Annotated in this window: 14 protein-coding genes; 2 read left to right on the forward strand and 12 right to left on the reverse strand. The window is 54.2% G+C overall.

From position 1 onward, the window contains the following. Positions 1-17: 17 nt before the first annotated feature. From dhbA to QWJ20_RS08200, 5 genes are read right to left on the reverse strand one after another with little or no spacing between them, the layout of a single operon-like run. A complete protein-coding gene (dhbA, locus tag QWJ20_RS08180; RefSeq protein WP_224072617.1) occupies positions 18-788 on the reverse strand; it encodes a 2,3-dihydro-2,3-dihydroxybenzoate dehydrogenase in 771 nt (256 codons plus the stop codon). A 5-nt stretch (positions 789-793) separates the two neighbouring features. Further along, complete coding sequence (locus tag QWJ20_RS08185) at positions 794-3,937, reverse strand: amino acid adenylation domain-containing protein (protein ID WP_433992256.1); 3,144 nt, start codon at positions 3,935-3,937, stop codon at positions 794-796. Continuing rightward, entirely contained in the window at positions 3,934-4,809 is an 876-nt protein-coding gene (locus QWJ20_RS08190; RefSeq protein ID WP_130640466.1) for an isochorismatase, read from the reverse strand. Before QWJ20_RS08190 ends, QWJ20_RS08185 begins: the two co-directional genes overlap by 4 nt. 10 nt (positions 4,810-4,819) lie before the next feature. After that, the gene (locus tag QWJ20_RS08195) at positions 4,820-6,445 is read right to left on the reverse strand and encodes a (2,3-dihydroxybenzoyl)adenylate synthase (RefSeq protein ID WP_433992257.1); all 1,626 of its coding nucleotides are present in this window, start codon (positions 6,443-6,445) and stop codon (positions 4,820-4,822) included. After that, on the reverse strand, positions 6,442-7,638 hold the full coding sequence (locus tag QWJ20_RS08200; protein WP_433992258.1) for an isochorismate synthase: 1,197 nt from the start codon (positions 7,636-7,638) through the stop codon (positions 6,442-6,444). Before QWJ20_RS08200 ends, QWJ20_RS08195 begins: the two co-directional genes overlap by 4 nt. A 343-nt stretch (positions 7,639-7,981) precedes the next feature. Here QWJ20_RS08200 and QWJ20_RS08205 point away from each other — a divergent pair, with 343 nt between their 5' ends. After that, complete coding sequence (locus QWJ20_RS08205) at positions 7,982-9,232, forward strand: MFS transporter (RefSeq protein ID WP_433992259.1); 1,251 nt, start codon at positions 7,982-7,984, stop codon at positions 9,230-9,232. 95 nt (positions 9,233-9,327) lie between these two features. Further along, positions 9,328-11,289: a TonB-dependent receptor domain-containing protein gene (locus QWJ20_RS08210; RefSeq protein ID WP_254592401.1), complete on the forward strand. Its 1,962-nt coding sequence runs from the start codon at positions 9,328-9,330 to the stop codon at positions 11,287-11,289. 215 nt (positions 11,290-11,504) lie between these two features. Here QWJ20_RS08210 and QWJ20_RS08215 read toward each other — a convergent pair whose 3' ends face one another. The 7 genes from QWJ20_RS08215 to prfC form a co-directional block, all read right to left on the reverse strand. Then, on the reverse strand, positions 11,505-12,221 hold the full coding sequence (locus QWJ20_RS08215) for a 4'-phosphopantetheinyl transferase family protein (protein WP_433992260.1): 717 nt from the start codon (positions 12,219-12,221) through the stop codon (positions 11,505-11,507). A 149-nt stretch (positions 12,222-12,370) separates the two neighbouring features. Beyond that, positions 12,371-13,648: a NupC/NupG family nucleoside CNT transporter gene (locus QWJ20_RS08220; protein WP_095701486.1), complete on the reverse strand. Its 1,278-nt coding sequence runs from the start codon at positions 13,646-13,648 to the stop codon at positions 12,371-12,373. A gap of 316 nt (positions 13,649-13,964) precedes the next feature. Further along, on the reverse strand, positions 13,965-14,762 hold the full coding sequence (locus QWJ20_RS08225) for a TatD family hydrolase (protein WP_174866392.1): 798 nt from the start codon (positions 14,760-14,762) through the stop codon (positions 13,965-13,967). Positions 14,763-14,876: 114 nt separating this feature from the next. Continuing rightward, a complete protein-coding gene (locus QWJ20_RS08230; protein ID WP_010284712.1) occupies positions 14,877-15,065 on the reverse strand; it encodes a CsbD family protein in 189 nt (62 codons plus the stop codon). A gap of 154 nt (positions 15,066-15,219) precedes the next feature. Next, the gene (locus QWJ20_RS08235) at positions 15,220-15,381 is read right to left on the reverse strand and encodes a DUF1328 domain-containing protein (RefSeq protein ID WP_003019081.1); all 162 of its coding nucleotides are present in this window, start codon (positions 15,379-15,381) and stop codon (positions 15,220-15,222) included. 155 nt (positions 15,382-15,536) lie between these two features. Next, on the reverse strand, positions 15,537-16,145 hold the full coding sequence (gene osmY / locus QWJ20_RS08240) for a molecular chaperone OsmY (RefSeq protein WP_039481770.1): 609 nt from the start codon (positions 16,143-16,145) through the stop codon (positions 15,537-15,539). Between the two features lie 524 nt (positions 16,146-16,669). Continuing rightward, positions 16,670-18,259, reverse strand: a complete 1,590-nt coding sequence (prfC, locus tag QWJ20_RS08245; protein ID WP_433992261.1) for a peptide chain release factor 3 — start codon at positions 18,257-18,259, stop codon at positions 16,670-16,672. Between the last annotated feature and the right edge of the window lie 149 nt (positions 18,260-18,408).

Raw genomic sequence — 18,408 nt, forward strand, 5'->3', positions numbered from 1 at the left:
GTCACTCTCTCAGCAAATCAGGCCGTCAGCGTTGCCCCGCCATCCACCACCACGTCCTGCATGGTGATGTGGCTGGCCAGATCGGAAGCCAGAAAAACCACGGTATTGGCGATCTCTTCCGGCTGAGCAATCTTGCCCAGCGGAATCCCCAGTTTGTACTGGTCAGGAAAGCCCGCGATAGTGCGCTGTTCGGCATCGGCGCTGTGCCACATGCCGCGCTGCATCGGCGTATCCGTCGAGCCCGGCGACACCAGATTGCAGCGCACGCCGTAAGGCGCCAGTTCCAGACCCGCACAGTGAGACAGGCTGGTGAGCGCCGCTTTTGACGCGCAGTACGCCGCCATCTGTAGACGGGGAACATGCGCGGCATTGGAGCCGACGCAGACAATCGCACCACGGCGCTGCTGCTTGAAATGCGGCAACAGTGCGTTTAGCAGGTAAAACGCACCGGAGGCGTTGACGTTGATGCACTGATGCCAGTCGTCCACGCTCAGCGCGTCGATGTCACCCAGACGCAGAATCCCGGCGGCGTTGACCAGAACGTCGAGTCCCGTTTCCGCCAGCTGCTGGCGACAGACCGCCGCCACGCTGTCCGGCTCGCTGATATCCAGCGTCACGCAGGTAAACGGATGATCCTGATGTCGGAATGCGCGGTCGAAGCCGATCACGTTCGCGCCTAGCGCGACAAACTGGCGGGCAATGCTTTCGCCAATGCCGCTCGCCGCACCGGTGACCCAGACGGTCTGGCCGCTGAAATCAAACTGAAGAGGTTGTGCCTTGTTCATCATTTTCCCTACCACACCATTTCCACGCTGTTTTCATCCTGTGACAGCCTGTCATCCAGATAGCGGCAGAAGTCGCTGAGCTGGGGATGATCGAACACATCAGACACCTTGATGCTGACGGAAAATTCGGCGGCCAGACGGTTAACGATCTGGATGGTCTGCAACGACTGTCCACCCAGTTCGAAGAAGTTATCCCGCGATTGGATCCCCGACACGCCGAGGATCTGCTGCCAGATAGCGCTGACCCGGTTCTCGGTTTCGTTGGCTAATGCCTGCGCCGGTGCTTCGTCGCGGTATTCCGCTAATAGACGCTTGCGATCGACCTTGTTGGAACCAGTTTTCGGCAGCTGGCGGAAGGCGCGATAATCGGTCGGGATCATTGCTGGCGGCAACACGCTGCCCAGACGCTGCTTCAGCGCACGCGCATCAATCTCGCCCGCTTTCGTGGCGACAAATGCCACCAGTCGCCGCACGCCGTTGGGGTAAACAATGCCCTGCACACAGGCTTCATCAACGTCCGGCTGCGCCAGCAGATGGGCTTCAACTTCGCCTGGCTGGATCCGGTAGCCGCTGATTTTAAACTCGTTGTCCATGCGCCCGAGGTACAGCAGCTGTCCTTTCTCTAGCCGCACTCTGTCACCGGTGCGATAAGCCGGAAGCGCCTGATCGCCCACCGCCAACTGAGTAAACGCCGTGTGTTCTGTACCGATGTAACCCGCCGCCAGCGTTGGCCCCAGCAGCACCAGTTCCCCTTCTGCCGCAGGGCGATCGCCCACCGCCAGAATCAGCGCGTTGACACCCGCCAGCGGCAGACCGATAGGAAGCTGAGCCACATCGGCAGACTGCGTTTGCAGATCGCAGCTGGTCGCCACCACCGTGGTTTCGGTTGGGCCATAGGTATTGATTAAGCGCAGCGTGTTCGGCGCATGGCGTTGCCACTGCGCCAGCTGTTCGGGGTACACCGCCTCACCGCCGATGATGATGGCACGCAGTGCGGAAGGCATGGTCAGCGTGCCGGTTTTCAGCCCCACAACCCATTCGTTCCAGAATGCGGTCGGCAGATCGAGCAGCGTAATCGCCTGTTCTTCTACCTGTTCGACAAAGGTCGGAATCGATTCCAACATTTCATCGGTACGCAGCACCAGCGTTGCACCGCTGGTCAGCGTGGCAAAAATTTCTTCAATGCTGGCATCAAAGTTAAATGGAGCAAATTGCAGCACGCGATCCGCTGCACGCAGGCCGTAGCGCTGATGTGCTGCCGCAGTGAAATGATCCAGCGCGCTGGCGCCGATCTCCACGCCCTTCGGCAATCCAGTCGATCCCGAGGTGAACATGACATAGGCAATCTGCCCGTCTCTCGCTTCCACAGGCGGCAGCGCGGCAGCCTGTGCGCTGGATGACAGAAGATGCCCCGCCAGAACGATCTCGCCGGAAAAGACCGACGCCAGCCGATGCTGGTAATCCGCCTGCGTCACAATCGTGCGTAGCCCGGCAATCTGGATGATGTGCTGCTGACGTTCGTGCGGCTGTTCAGGATCGAGCGGCACATATACCGCGCCGCACTGCATCACGGCCAGCAGGCAAATGATAGTTTCCGGGCTGCGGTTCAGCATAATGCCGATTCGCTCGCCGGGCTGAACACCATGCTCATGCAACGCCGCGGCAGCCTGACCGCTCAGATCCAGCAGTTGCTGGTAGCTGTACTGTCGATCGCGCTGCGTCAGCGCCGGATGATGCGGGTTTTTGCGCGCCTGCTTGGCAATCGCCGTCAGAACCGGTTCAACAAAGGGTTCTGGCTCGCGGCTGGTGATCAGCGCCAGTTCGCGTTCCTCACGCAGCCAGTTTCCCAACAGCTCGCCGCTGGTTTGCTGCGGCTGTGCCAGCCAGCGTTGAAGCAGCGTGAACAGCGTTTCTTGCAGGCTGGCAAGCGCTTCCGCGCTGTAACAAGCCGGGTTGGCATCAAAATCCAATACCGGTGTGCCATCGGGTTTGAAATGGATCTCGATCGTCAGATCTTCTACCGGCCCGGCGCTGAGATTCAGCGTGCTGGACGACAGCGATCCGTAGTTGAGCGGGTGATCGAACGGCATGATATTGATCAGCGGGCCGAAGAGCCGCTGTTCACCGCCAACGCGGTTCAGATCGCGCCGTAAATGCTCATAACGATAATGCTGATGACGACGCAGCGTGCGTTTGGTACGGGCAACCTGCTTCGCCAATGTGACAAAGTCCGCCTGTTCATCTACCTGAATGCACAGCGGCACGATATTCATCTGCATGCTCGGCACCGTCAGCGAGGCGGAGCCGATACGGTTCATCACCATCATGCCGAACGTCAGTCTGTCGCTGCCAGACACCAGCTTGAGGTGCGTCGCCAGCATCGCCAGAAACAGATCCGGCCAGCTGATTTTGTTACCTTCACACAGCGCCGTCAGCGGCTGCCAAATATCCGTCGGCAACACGCTGCTCTGGCGCAAAAAACGCGCCGCAATCGGTGCTTTCTTCTCGCTGAAACTGGCCGGTTCCGGCATCGCATTCAGCGTTTCCAGCCAGAAATCACGCGCCTGCGCCGTCTGCCCGCTGGCATCACACTGCTGTTCTTCTTCCAGCACCTCGCTGAACGGGCCGAATTCCGCCACCGCCACGGGTTGCCCCGCCGTCAGCGCGGTATAGATCTGGGCGATGCGTTGAAACAGCATCGTCGTGCCAAAGCCGTCCAGCGCAATGTGGTGAACGCAACTGTAGAGAAAATCACGTTTTTCACCACACAGCAGCGCAAAGCGGCAGGGTAATCCGTTCAACAAATCCAGCGGCTGAGCGATTTCCTCGCGCGCCCACTGGCGTATCGCCTGCTCTTCATCCTTCATCGGCGCAGGTAACAGTTCAATAATCGGCAGCACGCCAATCGGCACTGGCAGTTGTGAAGCTACAAAGCCGATTTCCGGCTGGTCGGCATGTTCACCCGCGACCTCAACAAACTGGCAGTACAGGCACTCGCACTCCATGACCGCCTGACGGATCGCGCTCAGCATGGCTTCAATATCGACCTTGCCATCAAACGCGATGCACTCTGCCGTGTTGAACGTCGCTTTATCATCGTTCAGGGCATGACCTAACCACAGCCCGCGCTGCGCAACGCTCAAGGGCTTCATGATGCGGCTCCCTGCTGTTTTTCGATCAGCGCCCACCAGGCATTCAGGCTAGGGTTACGCGCCAGATCGACAAAGCTCAGCGTGACGCCCTGATTACGCCATTCGGTCAGCAGCGACATCATGCGCACTGAATCCAAACCGTAGTCGATCAGGTTTTCATCTTCATCGAACTGATCGTCTTCTTCGTCGATCAAGGTCAGCAGATGCGCTCTCAGTCCTTGTTTCGTCAGTGCCTGAGCCATTTTTGCTCCTGTGAGTTCTGCCGTGCTAACCACCCGTCCAGCGCGCGTTGCCACATATTTCAGCGCCATCTGGTGTTCCTGAAGTGAGAAATCCGCCACTGCATCGCCGACCATGAACGGCTTGATGTCGCGCATGAAGGCATCCGTCGCAGTAATCATGCAGCCGATATGCCCGTAAACGCCGCAGATAATCAGCTGATCTTTGCCCATCTCTTTCATCATCGGTTCCAGCGGTGAACGGTGGAATGCGCTGTAGCGCCACTTCACCAGCACCGTGTCGTGCTCATCCGGTGCCAGCGCACTCACGACACGTTGTTTTTCAGGATGATTGTTCAGCCCTGCGCCCCACATGTCGTTCAGCAGCGCCCGGTCGGCCGCGCTTTGCTCGTTCGGCTGCGCGGTATACACCACCGGGATCCCCTGTGCTTTGCAGTAGGTTCGCAACGCCACAATGTTCTCGATCAACTGCTGCGCCAGCGGGCTGTCCGCGCCATAGAAATTCACGAAATAGTCCTGCATGTCGTGAATCAGCAGCACCGCGCGCTCAGGCTCAAACGCCCAGGAAACTTTGTTCTCAGGGAAATCCTGTGCGCGCGGCAGGGGATAAGAAGCAATAGAAGGGATTGCCATCACAAAATCCTTATTTATTTTGAGTGCTAAGTTGGGTCTGGATGCGCTGACGGAGTGATTTCTTATCAATCTTGCCGACCGGCGTAACGGGTAAGGTGTCGATCATCTCGAAGCGGTCCGGCAGTTTGAATTCAGCAATACCCTGATTGCGAAGATATTTTCTTAACGTGATGGCTTTCAGCGAGGAATCGCTGACCACCAGAAAAGCGCAGCTCTTTTCGCCCATAATCGGATCGGGCATGGATACCAGCGCGGCATGAAGAATACCGTCATGCTTGAGCAGCAGGTTTTCGATCTCTTCCGCGGCAATCTTTTCACCGCCTCGGTTAATCTGATCTTTTTCCCGCCCGACCACGCGCAAATAGCCATCCTCAGTCATCTGCACCACATCACCCGAGTGATAGAAACCTTCACTGTCGAAGGCGCGGGCATTGTGTTCCGGGCTGCGGTAATAGCCGCGGAAGGTATACGGGCCGCGCGTTGCCAGCAGACCCGCTTCGCCTCTCGGCACCGGATTGCCATCGATATCCAGCACTTTCACTTCATCGTCCGGACTCATCGGATAGCCTTGCGTCGTGAAAGTATGCTCGTCGCTGTCGTCCAGTCGGGTGTAGTTCACCAGCCCTTCCGCCATCCCGAGCACCTGCTGTAGCTGGCAGCCCAACACCGCCGGAATACGGCGTGCGACGGTTTCACTCAGCTTCGCACCGCCCACCTGCAAGATTTTCAGGCTACGCAGTGCATCACCAAACTGTTCGGCCGCCTGGATCCACAGCGCGGCGGCGGGCGGCACCAGCGAGGTAATATCGATCTGATGGCGTTCGATCAGCGGGAAGCAGGTCATCGCCCCCGGATCCGGCGCCAGCACGACGCGTCCACCGGCGTAAAACACGCCGAGCGAACCGGGTGAACTTAACGGGAAGTTATGCGGCGCAGGCAAGGCGCACAGGTAGCGGGTGTGTGGCGTCAGCTCACAAATTTCTACGCTGCGACGCACACTGTAGTAATAATCGTCATGAGTGCGGGGAATCAGCTTCGGCGTGCCAGTGCTGCCGCCAGAAAGCTGGAAGAAAGCCACCTGCCCCGACGCAGAAGGCTGATATTGGTTGGTTGATGCGCGCGGTTGCAACCAGTCAGACAGACTGTGCCCCAGCGGGCTGTCGCCGAGCATCACCACCGTTTGCAGGCGGGGAACCTGCGTCTGTAGCCGATCCAGAAAATCACCGTTGCCGAACAGCGAATGTTCGGCCGAGGCGATCAGTAAGCGCGGTTCGATCTGCGTGGCGTACGACAGCAGCTCCAGCTTGTTATGGCTGAACAGTGCGTTAACCGGCGCGACGCCCATTTTCAGCAGCGCAAAAAATGTCAGATAAAACTCGGCCACGTTCGGCAACTGCACCAGCGCGGTGTCGCCACAGCGCAGGCCGCTTTCCGTCAGGCGCGATGCCAGTGCGGAAGACTGTCGATCCAGTTCCCGATAGCTCCACTGCCGCTCGCCGCACACCACCGCAATGGCGTCGGGCTGCGTCGCCAGATGGCGATCCCAGGCATCCGTTAACGGCAGGCCGACCCAGTATCCCTTGTCGCGATAACGCTGTGCCAGTTCCTCTGGCCAGGGCGTAAATTCAATACTCATAGTCCATCCACACCTGAGTTAAGCCCAAACGCATTCAGCATCGTGTTTAATTTGGCGGCGGTCTCAGCCCATTCATCCTCGGGGACGGATGCCTCAACAATGCCCGCGCCAGCAAACAGACGGACTTTGTTGTGTTTAATGGTGCCGCAGCGAATCGCTATCGCCCATTCACCATCGCCGTTGGCATCACACCAGCCGACGATGCCGCTGAATACGCCGCGATCGTGCGGTTCCAGCTCGGCGATCAGCTGACGCGCTTCCTGCGTGGGGAAGCCGCACAGTGCGGGGGTCGGATGGAGCTGACAGGCGACCTGAAGCGCCGTCATCTCAGGGTTCGCCAGCTCGCCGCGGATAGCGGTAGACAAGTGCCACATGGAGGCGGTGTGCATCAGCGAAGGAACCGATGGAATCGTTAACGACGCGCACAGCGGCATCAGGCGTTGGCGGATGTCGTCCACCACCAGCTTATGTTCGTGCTTGTCTTTACCCGATTTCAGCAGACGCTGGCTGTTGAGGTAATCCAGATGTTCATCGTTCATTCGTCGCGCCGATCCCGCCAGCGGATTAGAGACAATGACGTTCCCCTGCTTACGCAGCAACAGTTCCGGGCTCGCACCCAGCAATACCGAACCATCCGGCAGCGGCAGTGAGAAGTGATAGCCACCCGCGTTCTGCACCATCAGGTTATTGAGGATCGTTTGCGCCTTAACGGGGCTCGCCAGCTCAATGTCCAGAATACGTGACAGCACCGCTTTGCTCAGTTCACCACGGCGGAAGCGCTCAACGGCCTCTGCCACGATGGACTTGAACTGACATTCGTCCGGGATGCTGTTTAACGTTAACGCGGTTGGGCCCGCCGCCGTGTGCTTACGGGCACGGCTGACAAGTTCAGACTTCGTCGTAACGGTATAACTATCAGGGATATAGAGACAAGATGGTTGCGTGGTATCAAAGGGAATCGCCCCCACAACAATAGGCAGCGACTGCCCTGCCTGACGCGCTCGCTGGAATGCCTGCGCGATTGCAGGGCTAAGCCTGTCATCGTGCGAGCCCAGAACACAAACAGGGGAAGGAATACGTTCAAATAAGCCAGAAGTAGAAAGGCTTCGGTGTTCCGATGCATATAAAAAAGCGGTCTGTTCCGAATAGGTTAGCCCGCTAGATGCTTCAGTTTCTGTAATCAGTGTATCCACAAGACAGCTCCTGCGCTCGCAAATTAAATACCAATGATTATTAAAATCATTATCATTTATATTAAGCGCAGTTAAATTACACTGAAGTAACGTGTTCGGTCAATCCTTCCACAGAATGGTTATTCACGCCCATTAATTAGGGGTTAAATTGATGTTAATCAATTTTTTTGTGTATGTTTCAGAACGGATAATGATTAGCAAATGGAATGTATTGATTATAAAACCCACATCACAGATGATAATGAAAATACTTATCATTCATTGTCAGGAAAATTAAGCTGCGCTAGACTGCGCAAATATTTTACTAACTGTGTCTAAATGTGAGCCTGTCATGGATGAAAGCATGTACCGCCCGCACACCCGATCTGTTGTGCATCTGGCGCTGCTAATTAACATGCTTTCCCTCGGTAGCCTGATGATGGTGATGCCGTTAGGCCCCGATTTCATCAGCGCGCTGTCGATGGATGCCAAGAACATCGGCTACATTAGCGGCGGTGCAACGTTTGCCTCTGCCATTGTCGGCTTCCTCGCCGCTCCCTATCTGGACAGATTTAACCGTAAACATGCTCTGATTGTGCTGCTAACGCTACGCTTCGGCCTGACGGCCGCCTGCATGTTTGCCACCAGTCAAACCCATCTTTTACTGCTGTTTATTCTGGCAGGCTGTGTGGCCGGGCCAGCATCTGGCGTCCTGATGGCGGCAGTTGTCGACATTGTGCCTGCCAACGAGCGCGGAAAGCAGTTGGCGTATGTCGGCATGAGCTTTTCGCTCGCGGCGATTGTCATCATGCCGCTGTCGCTGGAGTTGGCGCATCGTATTAACTGGCAGGCGCCGTTTTATACTTTCGGCCTTGGCGGCCTGCTGCTGGTGTTGTTGGTGCTGTGGCGCTTTCCGTCAATGCCGCCGACGCACCGGGTTCAGCAAGGTTCTTCGCCCACGACAGCACCCGCTTCGGTATTACATGACCTGTTAGCATCCCCGCTTTTCCTGTTGGGGCTGACGATCATGTCGCTGCAAATGTTCGGTCATTTCCTGCTGATCCCCCATTTTTCCAACTACTTTCAGTTCAATCTGGCTTTCCCGCGGGATGATATTTCCCTGCTCTATCTCTGCGGCGGACTGGCAAGCATGGTGACCATGCAGCTGTGCGGCAATCTGTTAGATCGAGGATATGCCAACCGGACGATTGTCGTCACGACGCTGCTGCTGGCCGTTGTGATTCTCTGCGGTTTCGTTTTGCCGTTTTCACTTTCCCTGTATCTGGTGTTCACCCTGTTCATGGCGCTCAGCGCAGCCCGCTCCAGCAGCACGCTGGCGATTACCGCAGGTATTCCGCTGCCGCATCAGCGCGCCGCGTTTATGTCCTATCAGGGAACTGCGGCCAACGTAGCGTCGGGGCTTGCCAGCGTCGCGTCTGCCGCTTATCTGAGCACCTCTGCCGAGGGGAAAATTGACGGCTTCTCACAGCTCGCTATCGCCAGCGCCGTATTTGCGCTGGCCGCCATGCTGCTGACCATGCGCCTGATTCCGCAGTTGGCTGAACGCAGCCGAAAGATAGCCGCACGCCAAACGGTACAGGCTACAGGGCAATAAACCGATCGATTCACGCACGAGTGGGTCGGCAATATAGGTAATACAGCACGTTATTTACGGGGATGTTTTTTCCACTCTTTGATGGGGTCTTTGACATGCAGCTAAAACCGGAAAGTCGTTTTTCACATCATCATTTCCCACACAGCAAGGTGTATCGTGCCCTGCTGGTGACCGGATTACTGACGTTACCTGCGCTTGCACAGGCGGAAAACGCAGCAGATGAAAAAATCGTCGTGACAGCAACACAGACGAAACACACCACGTTGAGCGCTCCCGCCAGCGTTTCTGTCATCACTCACACCGAACTGGAAAAGATGTCGGTGAACAACGTTTCCGACGCGGTGAAAAAGCTGCCGGGCATAAACATCAATCCCTCTACCAGCTACGGCCGTAACGAAATCAAAATCCGTGGCATGAAAGCAGACTACACGTTGTTGCTCATCAATGGCCGCCGGGTAAATTCTCGTGACGCGCTTGCGGGCAACATGGGGAACGATTTCGATCTGAGTGCGATTCCTATCTCCGCTATCGATCGTGTCGAAGTCATCCGTGGCCCGATGTCTTCTCTGTACGGTGCTGATGCGTTAGGCGGCGTTGTTAACGTCATCCTGAAACAACCAGGTAACGACCTAAAAGGCGAAATTGGTTATAACTTTGAAGCACCAACAGAAGGGTCTGGCGGCGATCATAACCGTCTGAACGGTTATATCAGCGGCCCACTGATAGAAAATACGCTGCTGGGAAGCCTGCTGGTCGATGGCGGAAAACGTGACGCATGGAAAACGGAACAGTCGATCAATCAGAATACCGATGCGCTGGAAAAACGTGATAATTACAACGTCATGGGAAACCTGACGTGGCTGCTTAATTCCCAACAGAGCTTGGATTTTGACGTAACATATACCAAAGACGACCGTGATGTACGTTGGAATAACTATGGTACCGCAGCGCGTAACATTCAAAAAATGGAGCGACTGGGGCTGGGGTTAACGCACAACGGCAGTTGGGATAACGCCGATACGCGTCTGCGCTACTTCTATGAAAATGTGGAATTGATGGATAATTCCCAGCTCAATAATGGCAAAGCGGATATTACGCAGGACAACCATACCCTTGACGGACAGGTCTCTGGTTACCTGGGCGACCATCTGCTGACCGGTGGCGGAGAATACCGTCTGACCTCACTGAAACACAGCATGAATCTGCCCAACGGTACCATTGACGTGAGTCAGGGAGCACTCTTCCTGCAAGATGAGTTCAAACTCGCCGATCTGGCATTAACCTTCGGCGGACGTGTCGACAAACATGAAACGTACGGTACAGAATTCAGCCCACGCGCTTATGCCACCTATAGCCTCACCGACAACTGGGTGGTAAAAGGCGGCGTCAGCAAAGCGTTTAAAGCGCCTTCCATTGCACAGTCATCTGAATCGTATGCTATCGCGGCCTGCCGTGGCCGTTGCCAGACGGTAGGTAACCCAGACCTGAAGCCTGAAACATCAATCAGCTACGAAATCGGCACCGCTTATGAAGCCGAACGCTTTGGCGCGGGCGTTACGTTATTTAATAACGATATTAAAGACATGATTCAGGTCCAAACCTGGGACAGAGTCGCGACACGTCTCACTTACGAAAACGTCAATAAAGCACGGATTCAGGGGATTGAAACCTCGTTCTGGGTCGATGTGACAGATGATTTAAATTGGACCACCAACTGGACCATCGTCGATGCCGAAGACCGTACGACCAGAATGCGTCTGAAGCAAACGCCGAAAAATACGGTTAACACACAGTTGAGCTGGCAGGCGCTGGATAACTTATCAACCTATATTGCTTACCAGTACACGGGCAATCAGTATCTGTTTGATAAAGAAGTCAGCAAGACACGCGGCTTTAATACCGTGGATATCGGTGCCACCTATACGCCGGTCAAAAACGTAGACCTGAAGCTAGGCCTCACGAACCTGACCAACGAAAAACGGGATTACGTCGCTACCAACAACGACTACTTCCTTTCTGGACGTACGGTGTACGGCGGCGTGAGCTATAAGTTCTGATGAATGACTCTAGCCCGCTAACGCGGGCTTCAGACCGTTGACAAACCTATTTGCCGAATGAAAACGGGTGTAACGGAATAGAAGAGTAAAGCGTTTGCGCCAGGGATGGCGCAATCCGAGCCTACATGGACGTACTTGTAGCGTCTTTACGATCTATCCGTTACTCCCGCTCAACGGTCTTTGTCAGCAACCTCAGCCCGCTAACGCGGGCTTTTTTAGCAACAGAGAAACGTGGTGACGTCGTACTCTCTTAACAGATACGCGCCTTTAAAGCGGCGTCCGGAGTAAAATGTCGGCGTCAGATCGGTCAGCAGTTCCAGCTCGAACTCGCGTTTGGTGATATCCAGCGCCACCAGCCGAGCATCCAGAAAATCAAAATAGTGCCGCACCTGCGGGTAAAGCGCCTTGAACAGACTCTCCTTCGCCGAGAAGCTGATCGTCAGCAAACAGCTAAATGCCTCATCCCGTTCCTGAAACCATTGGAACTCTTCATCGCCAATGATGCCGGGCCACAGCGACTGCGCGCGCTCGTCGGACATAAATCCTTCGATATCCACGCCCACGCACGATAGCGCATCGCACCGTAAATGGGCGGCGCAGAGTACGCTGTCTTTGTTATGGCTCAGCGAACCGGCAATATTGCCCGGCCACTGCGGCGAGCGGTCTTCCCCGCTATGCAGAACAAAGCCAGGGTGTTCCAGCTTGTTCAACACGTGTTTGGCCACACAGCGTCCAGCCAGAAATTCGGCACGTCGTTTCGGTACGGCGCGCTCTAGCGCGTCGGAGAAAGGAATGTTCGCCTCGGCAAAAAGCGCGTCGTCGTAGGCGGACAAATGGAAATGGCAGCGAGCAGTAATACCTGGGTAGGCGGCACCGTCCGTTGCCCGTGGAAAAGTAATCCATTCAACATCATCAATAAAAGCAGAAAGCATGTTGCTCCACTCAGGCAAGCATATCGCACCTGCATTCGGTAAATGCTGCATAGGCCACGCTTAAACCCTAAAAAACGTAGGGATTTAAACGAACAATGGGCGACTTTCGCCGCCCATCATCTCGCTACTGCAAGAATGCCTGGTTACATTTACAGGGCCAGGAAGAACCCTGCGATGCAGGCGCTCATCAGGTTAGAAAGCGTACCTGCCGCAACCGCTTTCAAACCAAAGCGGGCAATATCTTGGCGCCGAGTCGGTGCCATACTGCCCAAACCTCCAATAAGGATAGCAATAGACGAAAGGTTAGCAAAGCCGCACAGCGCGAACGAAATCACAGCTTTGGTATGATCCGACAGAACCTGCAAACCTGCGGCCTGCACCACGTCATCTGCTTTCAGATATTCACTGAAATTCATGTAAGCGACGAACTCATTGACGATCAGCTTCTGCCCAATGAACGAGCCCGCAACGCTTGCTTCACTCCACGGAATACCAATCAGGAACGCAACAGGCGCAAAGCACCAGCCCAGAATCAGTTCCAGTGACAGCTGCGGGTAGTCAAACCAGCCACCGATGCCGCCCAGAATGCCGTTCAACACGGCGATCAACGCGATAAACGCCAGCAGCATCGCGCCCACATTCAGCGCCAGTTGCATACCGGAAGCCGCACCGCTTGCCGCAGCATCAATGACGTTAGCCGGACGATCGTCTTCATCGACAAAGCCAACCATCTCATCGTGGTCGTGCGTTTTTTCCGTTTCCGGCACCATCAGTTTCGCGAACAGTAACCCGCCCGGTGCAGCCATGAAGGATGCCGCAATCAGGTATTCCAACGGCACGCCCATCTGGGCATAGCCCGCCATCACCGCACCTGCAATCGACGCCAACCCGCCACACATCACCGCAAACAGTTCTGACTGCGTCATGTTGGCAATATACGGACGGACCACCAGCGGCGCTTCCGTTTGGCCGACAAAGATATTGGCCGTCGCAGAGAGCGATTCGGTACGGGAGGTTCCCAACAGTTTCTGCAATCCGCCACCAAGTATCTTGATGACTATCTGCATAATGCCCATGTAGTACAACACGGCGATAAGGGAAGAGAAAAAGACGATAATCGGCAATACGCGGAGTGCGAAAACAAATCCGCCACCGCCAAATACTTCGAACATTTTGTCGGATACCAGACCGCCAAACATGAACGAAACGCCTTGATTTCCGTAGGCGATAACGTTTGCTACACCGCCCGTCAAACCTTCCAGAATCTTGCGGCCTACTGGTACATACAGCACCAGCGCACCAATACCGATCTGAAGAATGAAAGCACCGGCTACGGTGCGCAATCTGATAGCTTTACGGTTATTGGACAGCATAACCGCGCACAGTATCAGAACAATCATGCCGACGAGACTCATAACGAGTTGCATGTGCAGTTCCCTATAACGCGTGAAAAAAGTGAGAGCATAATAAAAATCGTTTCGCCAGAACGGTAAGCACGCGCTGGCGAGCCGATTATAAAGACAGGCCCGTAAAGGTCGCTAATTTATGTCACAAATACACACAACATCGAACAGTCCAAAACACTGAAAAGTGATCTTAATCACAATTTTATGGTTGGTATATGAAATCGAAATGGCTGTTCTGTTCGTTATTGCACAGAAATAAGAGAAAAGCGGAAGCAAAGATTCTTCCACTTGGGGGAATGGCAGTGGTGTAACGGGTAGCGTCGTAACACTCTCAGCGTTATGACGGGGTAAGCCGTCCAAACAGCCTGAACGAATTCTGTAACAGCGCCTCGGCAATCTCTTCAGGCGATTCTGTACGTAACTCACACAGCGTTTGAAACGCGCACGAAATACGCTCGGGTCGGTTGGGTTGCCCCTGATAGCCACTCATCGGCATGTCGGGGGCATCAGTTTCCAGCAGTAGCCGATCTAACGGCAGCTGCGCGATCGCCTGACGCGTTTTATTTGCTCTGTCATAGGTAATGGTTCCCCCCACACCGATGTAATAGCCCAGCCGGATAAAGGCCTGCGCCTGCGCCAGGCTGCCTGCAAACCCGTGAACCACGCCGGTACGTGGCACGTCGATACGGCGGAGTAATTGCGCCAGCCTGTCGTGACTGCGTCGCGAGTGCAGGATCGTCGGGAGATCGTATTTTTTCGCCAGCCGAAGCTGAGCCTCAAGGAAGGTAAGCTGCCGCTCAAACTGCGGTTCCGGCATATAGAGATCCAGCCCAATCTCCCCCACCGCCACCAGCTTTACAGGTAGCTGGCGCAGTTCCTCTTCCAGACGGAGCAGGTCGCTTTCCTGATGTTCTGCGATATAAAGCGGGTGAAGGCCCAATGCGGCGTAAAGCGGAGAGTAGGTGCGAGCGAGCGTCAACACGCGCTCAAAATGCTGAGAAGCCACAGCCGGAATAATGATGCGCTCAACGCCAGCGTCTTGCGCCAGCCGCAAGCTTTCCGGTGCATCATCATAGAATAGGGGGAAATCAAAATGACAGTGGGTATCGATAAAGCGGTGTCGTTCAGAAAGCACGTTGCTTCTCTCCGTCAAAATTAGGCCCGTCAAGATGAGGCGACCTAATCTACGCCCAAGAACTATCCTGCCAAAGCCTCATGGCAGAATCGGACTTGTCGTTACGGTGAGGCCTCAGTGTAACGTGGTTTTTTCTGAGGATACCTCTTCGTGCGCTTTTCCGTAACCCTCTTGCAAAACGCCGGACAGGTAATCGTTACTCCCTTCCAGCCAGGCGCAGTCGCTGTCAAACCAGTCGGCCCACAGCGCCAGGAAATTCCCTTTCCACTGTTTCCATTTGCCAACAACGATATCGCTATTCATCATAACCCTCCTGATAAACTGTCGAAATGCAGCAAATACGCGGGTAGTGTCAGTAGAAGATAGTGTGCCGGTAAAATGTGACAGCCGCGTGGCGCGGCTGTGTGCTCTGTATGACATTTCTTTCTATGGAGAAAGAATGAAGGAATGTGCTGTGCTACGGCCGTTTTCGACCCGTAAACAAGCTAACCAGAAACAGAATAATACCGACCACAAAGACGATTTTCGCCGCGCCAGCTGCTGTACCGGCCAATCCGCCGAAACCCAGTGCTGCCGCGATCAGTGCGATGACTAAAAATATAATGCCCCAACGAAACATACGCTCTCCTTACCAGACAAAAATGAAAAATAATCATGGTGGTCATCCTGACGCGCTTCTTGCGTCCTGACTGCGTATCCACAAGTGGTGTTTTATTGTGCGGATTAGGTAGGGTTATCCGCGACTACGGATAACCCTGTACGGTATGGCGATGGTTATTTCACTGCCAGGTCGTTCTTAACGCTTTTCACGCCGTCAACGGCCTTCGCAATACTTTCAGCCCGGTCGGACTGCGCTTTGCTGTCCACCTCGCCGCTCAGCTGCACGACGCCAGCCTGCGTTTCGACTTTCACTTTACGAGACGGAACAATGTCATCTGCCAACAGTTTGGCTTTAATCGTGCTGGTAATCACTGCATCATCGGCATAAGCGCCAACCGATTGTGATTGGGAATCTTTCACCTGCAATTTGTCGCTGACAGACTGCACATCCTCAACCTGCGTAGCGATTTGCACCGCACGGGTACTCAATTCCTGACTACCGACAAAGCCGCTCAGCGTAACGACGCCATTTGATGTTTCAACGGAAATGTCGCTGCTGGTAATCGATTTGTCTTCCAACAACGCACTCTTCACTTTTGCTGTGATAGCGCTGTCACTGACGTAGCCAGAGGCTTTATTAGCGGAGCTATCGATTTTTGCACCAGTTGTGTCCGCGATACGTTCTACTTTCTGCCCTAACGTTTCCTCAGCCATGGCACCGCCGGCCAGAATCGAACCCAGAGCAACTACGATCAGCGATTGTGTCAATTTGGTCTTTTTCATCGATGTCTTCCTTCTTATGCTCTTCTATAAACCCGAAATAACCGATTTGGGTCACGTTAACGCCTGCACCGTCATCAGCAAATCAAGGTGATAATGACGTTATCAACACTCAGATGATTTCCTCTACTTGCATAAAAAAATCAGAGCATTGAATTGCAAAGGCGAAACAAATCAAAATAATGAACCAACTTAAATTGCACTAACAGTTGAACAAGCTAAATCAGTTAACACGCTGTTAACTATAGCCCACAGAATGGAAAATCACAGGGGAACAAAGGAATATGCACAGCAATTCAGATTTGTCTGTTGCACCGAGACGAGAAATTACAGCAGGGTAAAAATCAGACTAATATATTGTTTTTTAATACATTTTAAAATAAAAACACCCGGCACTTTTGGCCTAAAGCCAAGCATAACCGGGTGATGATTATTTTAACAACATGGTCATGATTTAAACGCTACAGTCACGATGATTTTCATGAAACCGTAGCGCAACCAATCCATGTCATTATAAAAATAAAAAATTAATGCTCGCGTGTTTGGTGGAACTTCACTTCTGGATAGCGTTCCCGCGTCAGGTTCAGGTTCACCATCGTCGGTGCGATATAGGCCAGATTATCGCCGCCATCCAGCGCCAGATGCTGTTCGTTCTTACGCTTAAATTCTTCGAATTTCTTCACATCGCTGCATTCAACCCAGCGCGCGGTAGAAACGTTCACCGACTCGTAAATCGCCTCAACGTTGTATTCCGTTTTCAGACGAGCAACCACCACATCAAACTGCAGCACACCGACCGCACCCACGATAAGGTCGTTGTTGGTCAATGGACGGAAGACCTGCACTGCGCCTTCTTCAGACAGCTGTACCAGCCCTTTAAGCAGCTGTTTCTGCTTGAGCGGGTCACGCAGGCGGATACGACGGAACAGTTCCGGCGCAAAGTTGGGGATACCGGTGAATTTCATGTCTTCACCCTGCGTAAACGTATCGCCAATCTGGATAGTGCCGTGGTTGTGTAACCCGATGATATCGCCGGGGTAGGCTTCTTCAATGTGGGAACGGTCGCCCGCCATAAAGGTCAGCGCGTCTGAAATCACCACGTCTTTGCCCGTACGCACCTGACGCAGCTTCATGCTTTTTTCATATCTCCCGGACACGACGCGCATAAACGCCACGCGGTCACGGTGTTTCGGGTCCATATTGGCCTGAATCTTGAACACAAAGCCGGTGAATTTCTCTTCCGCCGCCATCACTTCACGGGTATCCGTTTTACGCGGCATCGGCGCAGGTGCCCAGGCGACTAAGCCGTCCAGCATATGGTCAACGCCGAAGTTACCCAGCGCCGTACCAAAGAAGACCGGCGTCAGTTCACCTGCCAGAAACGCGTCCAGCTCAAATTCGTGCGATGCCCCTTGCACCAGCTCCAGCTCTTCACGCAGTTGCGCAGCCAGCTCTTCGCCAACGGCGGTATCCAATTCCGGGTTATTCAGCCCTTTAACGATGCGCACTTCCTGAATCGTATGGCCTTTACCAGTCTGATACAGGTAGGTTTCGTCTTTATAAAGGTGGTACACGCCTTTGAACAATTTGCCGCAGCCAATCGGCCAGGTAATCGGCGCGCAGGCAATCTTAAGCTCGCTCTCGACTTCATCCAGCACTTCCATCGGATCGCGGATGTCACGGTCAAGCTTGTTCATGAACGTCAGAATCGGGGTGTCACGCAGACGAGTGACTTCCATCAGCTTACGCGTACGATCTTCGACCCCTTTCGCGGCGTCGATCACCATCAGGCAGCAGTCCACCGCCGTCAGCGTACGATAGGTATCTTCGGAGAAGTCTTCGTGCCCTGGGGTATCCAGCAGGTTAACCAGACATTCGCGGTAGGGAAACTGCATCACGGACGTGGTGATGGAGATACCACGCTGCTTTTCCATCTCCATCCAGTCGGATTTCGCATGCTGGTTCGAACCACGCCCTTTTACCGTACCGGCAGTCTGGATCGCCTGTCCGAACAGCAGGACCTTTTCGGTAATCGTGGTTTTACCGGCATCGGGGTGAGAAATGATAGCGAACGTTCTTCTTTTAGAGACTTCGCGGGCGTATTCACTTGGAGACATGATTTTCAGGTTTCTTTTGTTAGCCACCCGGCGTCAGCATCAAGTCAACAACACACCGATGTCAGATCGTCAGGCAAAGCGGAAATAAACTGTAGCCGAGTATTTTCCCTGATTTAACGTGCAGACACAATCGGTGATGGCATAAACAG

Source organism: Pectobacterium sp. S5, assembly GCF_051707265.1.
In the GTDB taxonomy this organism is placed as follows: domain Bacteria; phylum Pseudomonadota; class Gammaproteobacteria; order Enterobacterales; family Enterobacteriaceae; genus Pectobacterium; species Pectobacterium polare.

Coding starts and splice junctions, on each gene's coding strand:
- dhbA (WP_224072617.1), bottom strand. CDS start 788: ATGATGAACAAGGCACAACCTCTTCAGTTTGATTTCAGCGGCCAGACC.
- QWJ20_RS08185 (WP_433992256.1), bottom strand. CDS start 3,937: ATGAAGCCCTTGAGCGTTGCGCAGCGCGGGCTGTGGTTAGGTCATGCC.
- QWJ20_RS08190 (WP_130640466.1), bottom strand. CDS start 4,809: ATGGCAATCCCTTCTATTGCTTCTTATCCCCTGCCGCGCGCACAGGAT.
- QWJ20_RS08195 (WP_433992257.1), bottom strand. CDS start 6,445: ATGAGTATTGAATTTACGCCCTGGCCAGAGGAACTGGCACAGCGTTAT.
- QWJ20_RS08205 (WP_433992259.1), top strand. CDS start 7,982: ATGTACCGCCCGCACACCCGATCTGTTGTGCATCTGGCGCTGCTAATT.
- QWJ20_RS08210 (WP_254592401.1), top strand. CDS start 9,328: ATGCAGCTAAAACCGGAAAGTCGTTTTTCACATCATCATTTCCCACAC.
- QWJ20_RS08215 (WP_433992260.1), bottom strand. CDS start 12,221: ATGCTTTCTGCTTTTATTGATGATGTTGAATGGATTACTTTTCCACGG.
- QWJ20_RS08220 (WP_095701486.1), bottom strand. CDS start 13,648: ATGCAACTCGTTATGAGTCTCGTCGGCATGATTGTTCTGATACTGTGC.
- QWJ20_RS08230 (WP_010284712.1), bottom strand. CDS start 15,065: ATGAATAGCGATATCGTTGTTGGCAAATGGAAACAGTGGAAAGGGAAT.
- QWJ20_RS08235 (WP_003019081.1), bottom strand. CDS start 15,381: ATGTTTCGTTGGGGCATTATATTTTTAGTCATCGCACTGATCGCGGCA.
- osmY (WP_039481770.1), bottom strand. CDS start 16,145: ATGAAAAAGACCAAATTGACACAATCGCTGATCGTAGTTGCTCTGGGT.
- prfC (WP_433992261.1), bottom strand. CDS start 18,259: ATGTCTCCAAGTGAATACGCCCGCGAAGTCTCTAAAAGAAGAACGTTC.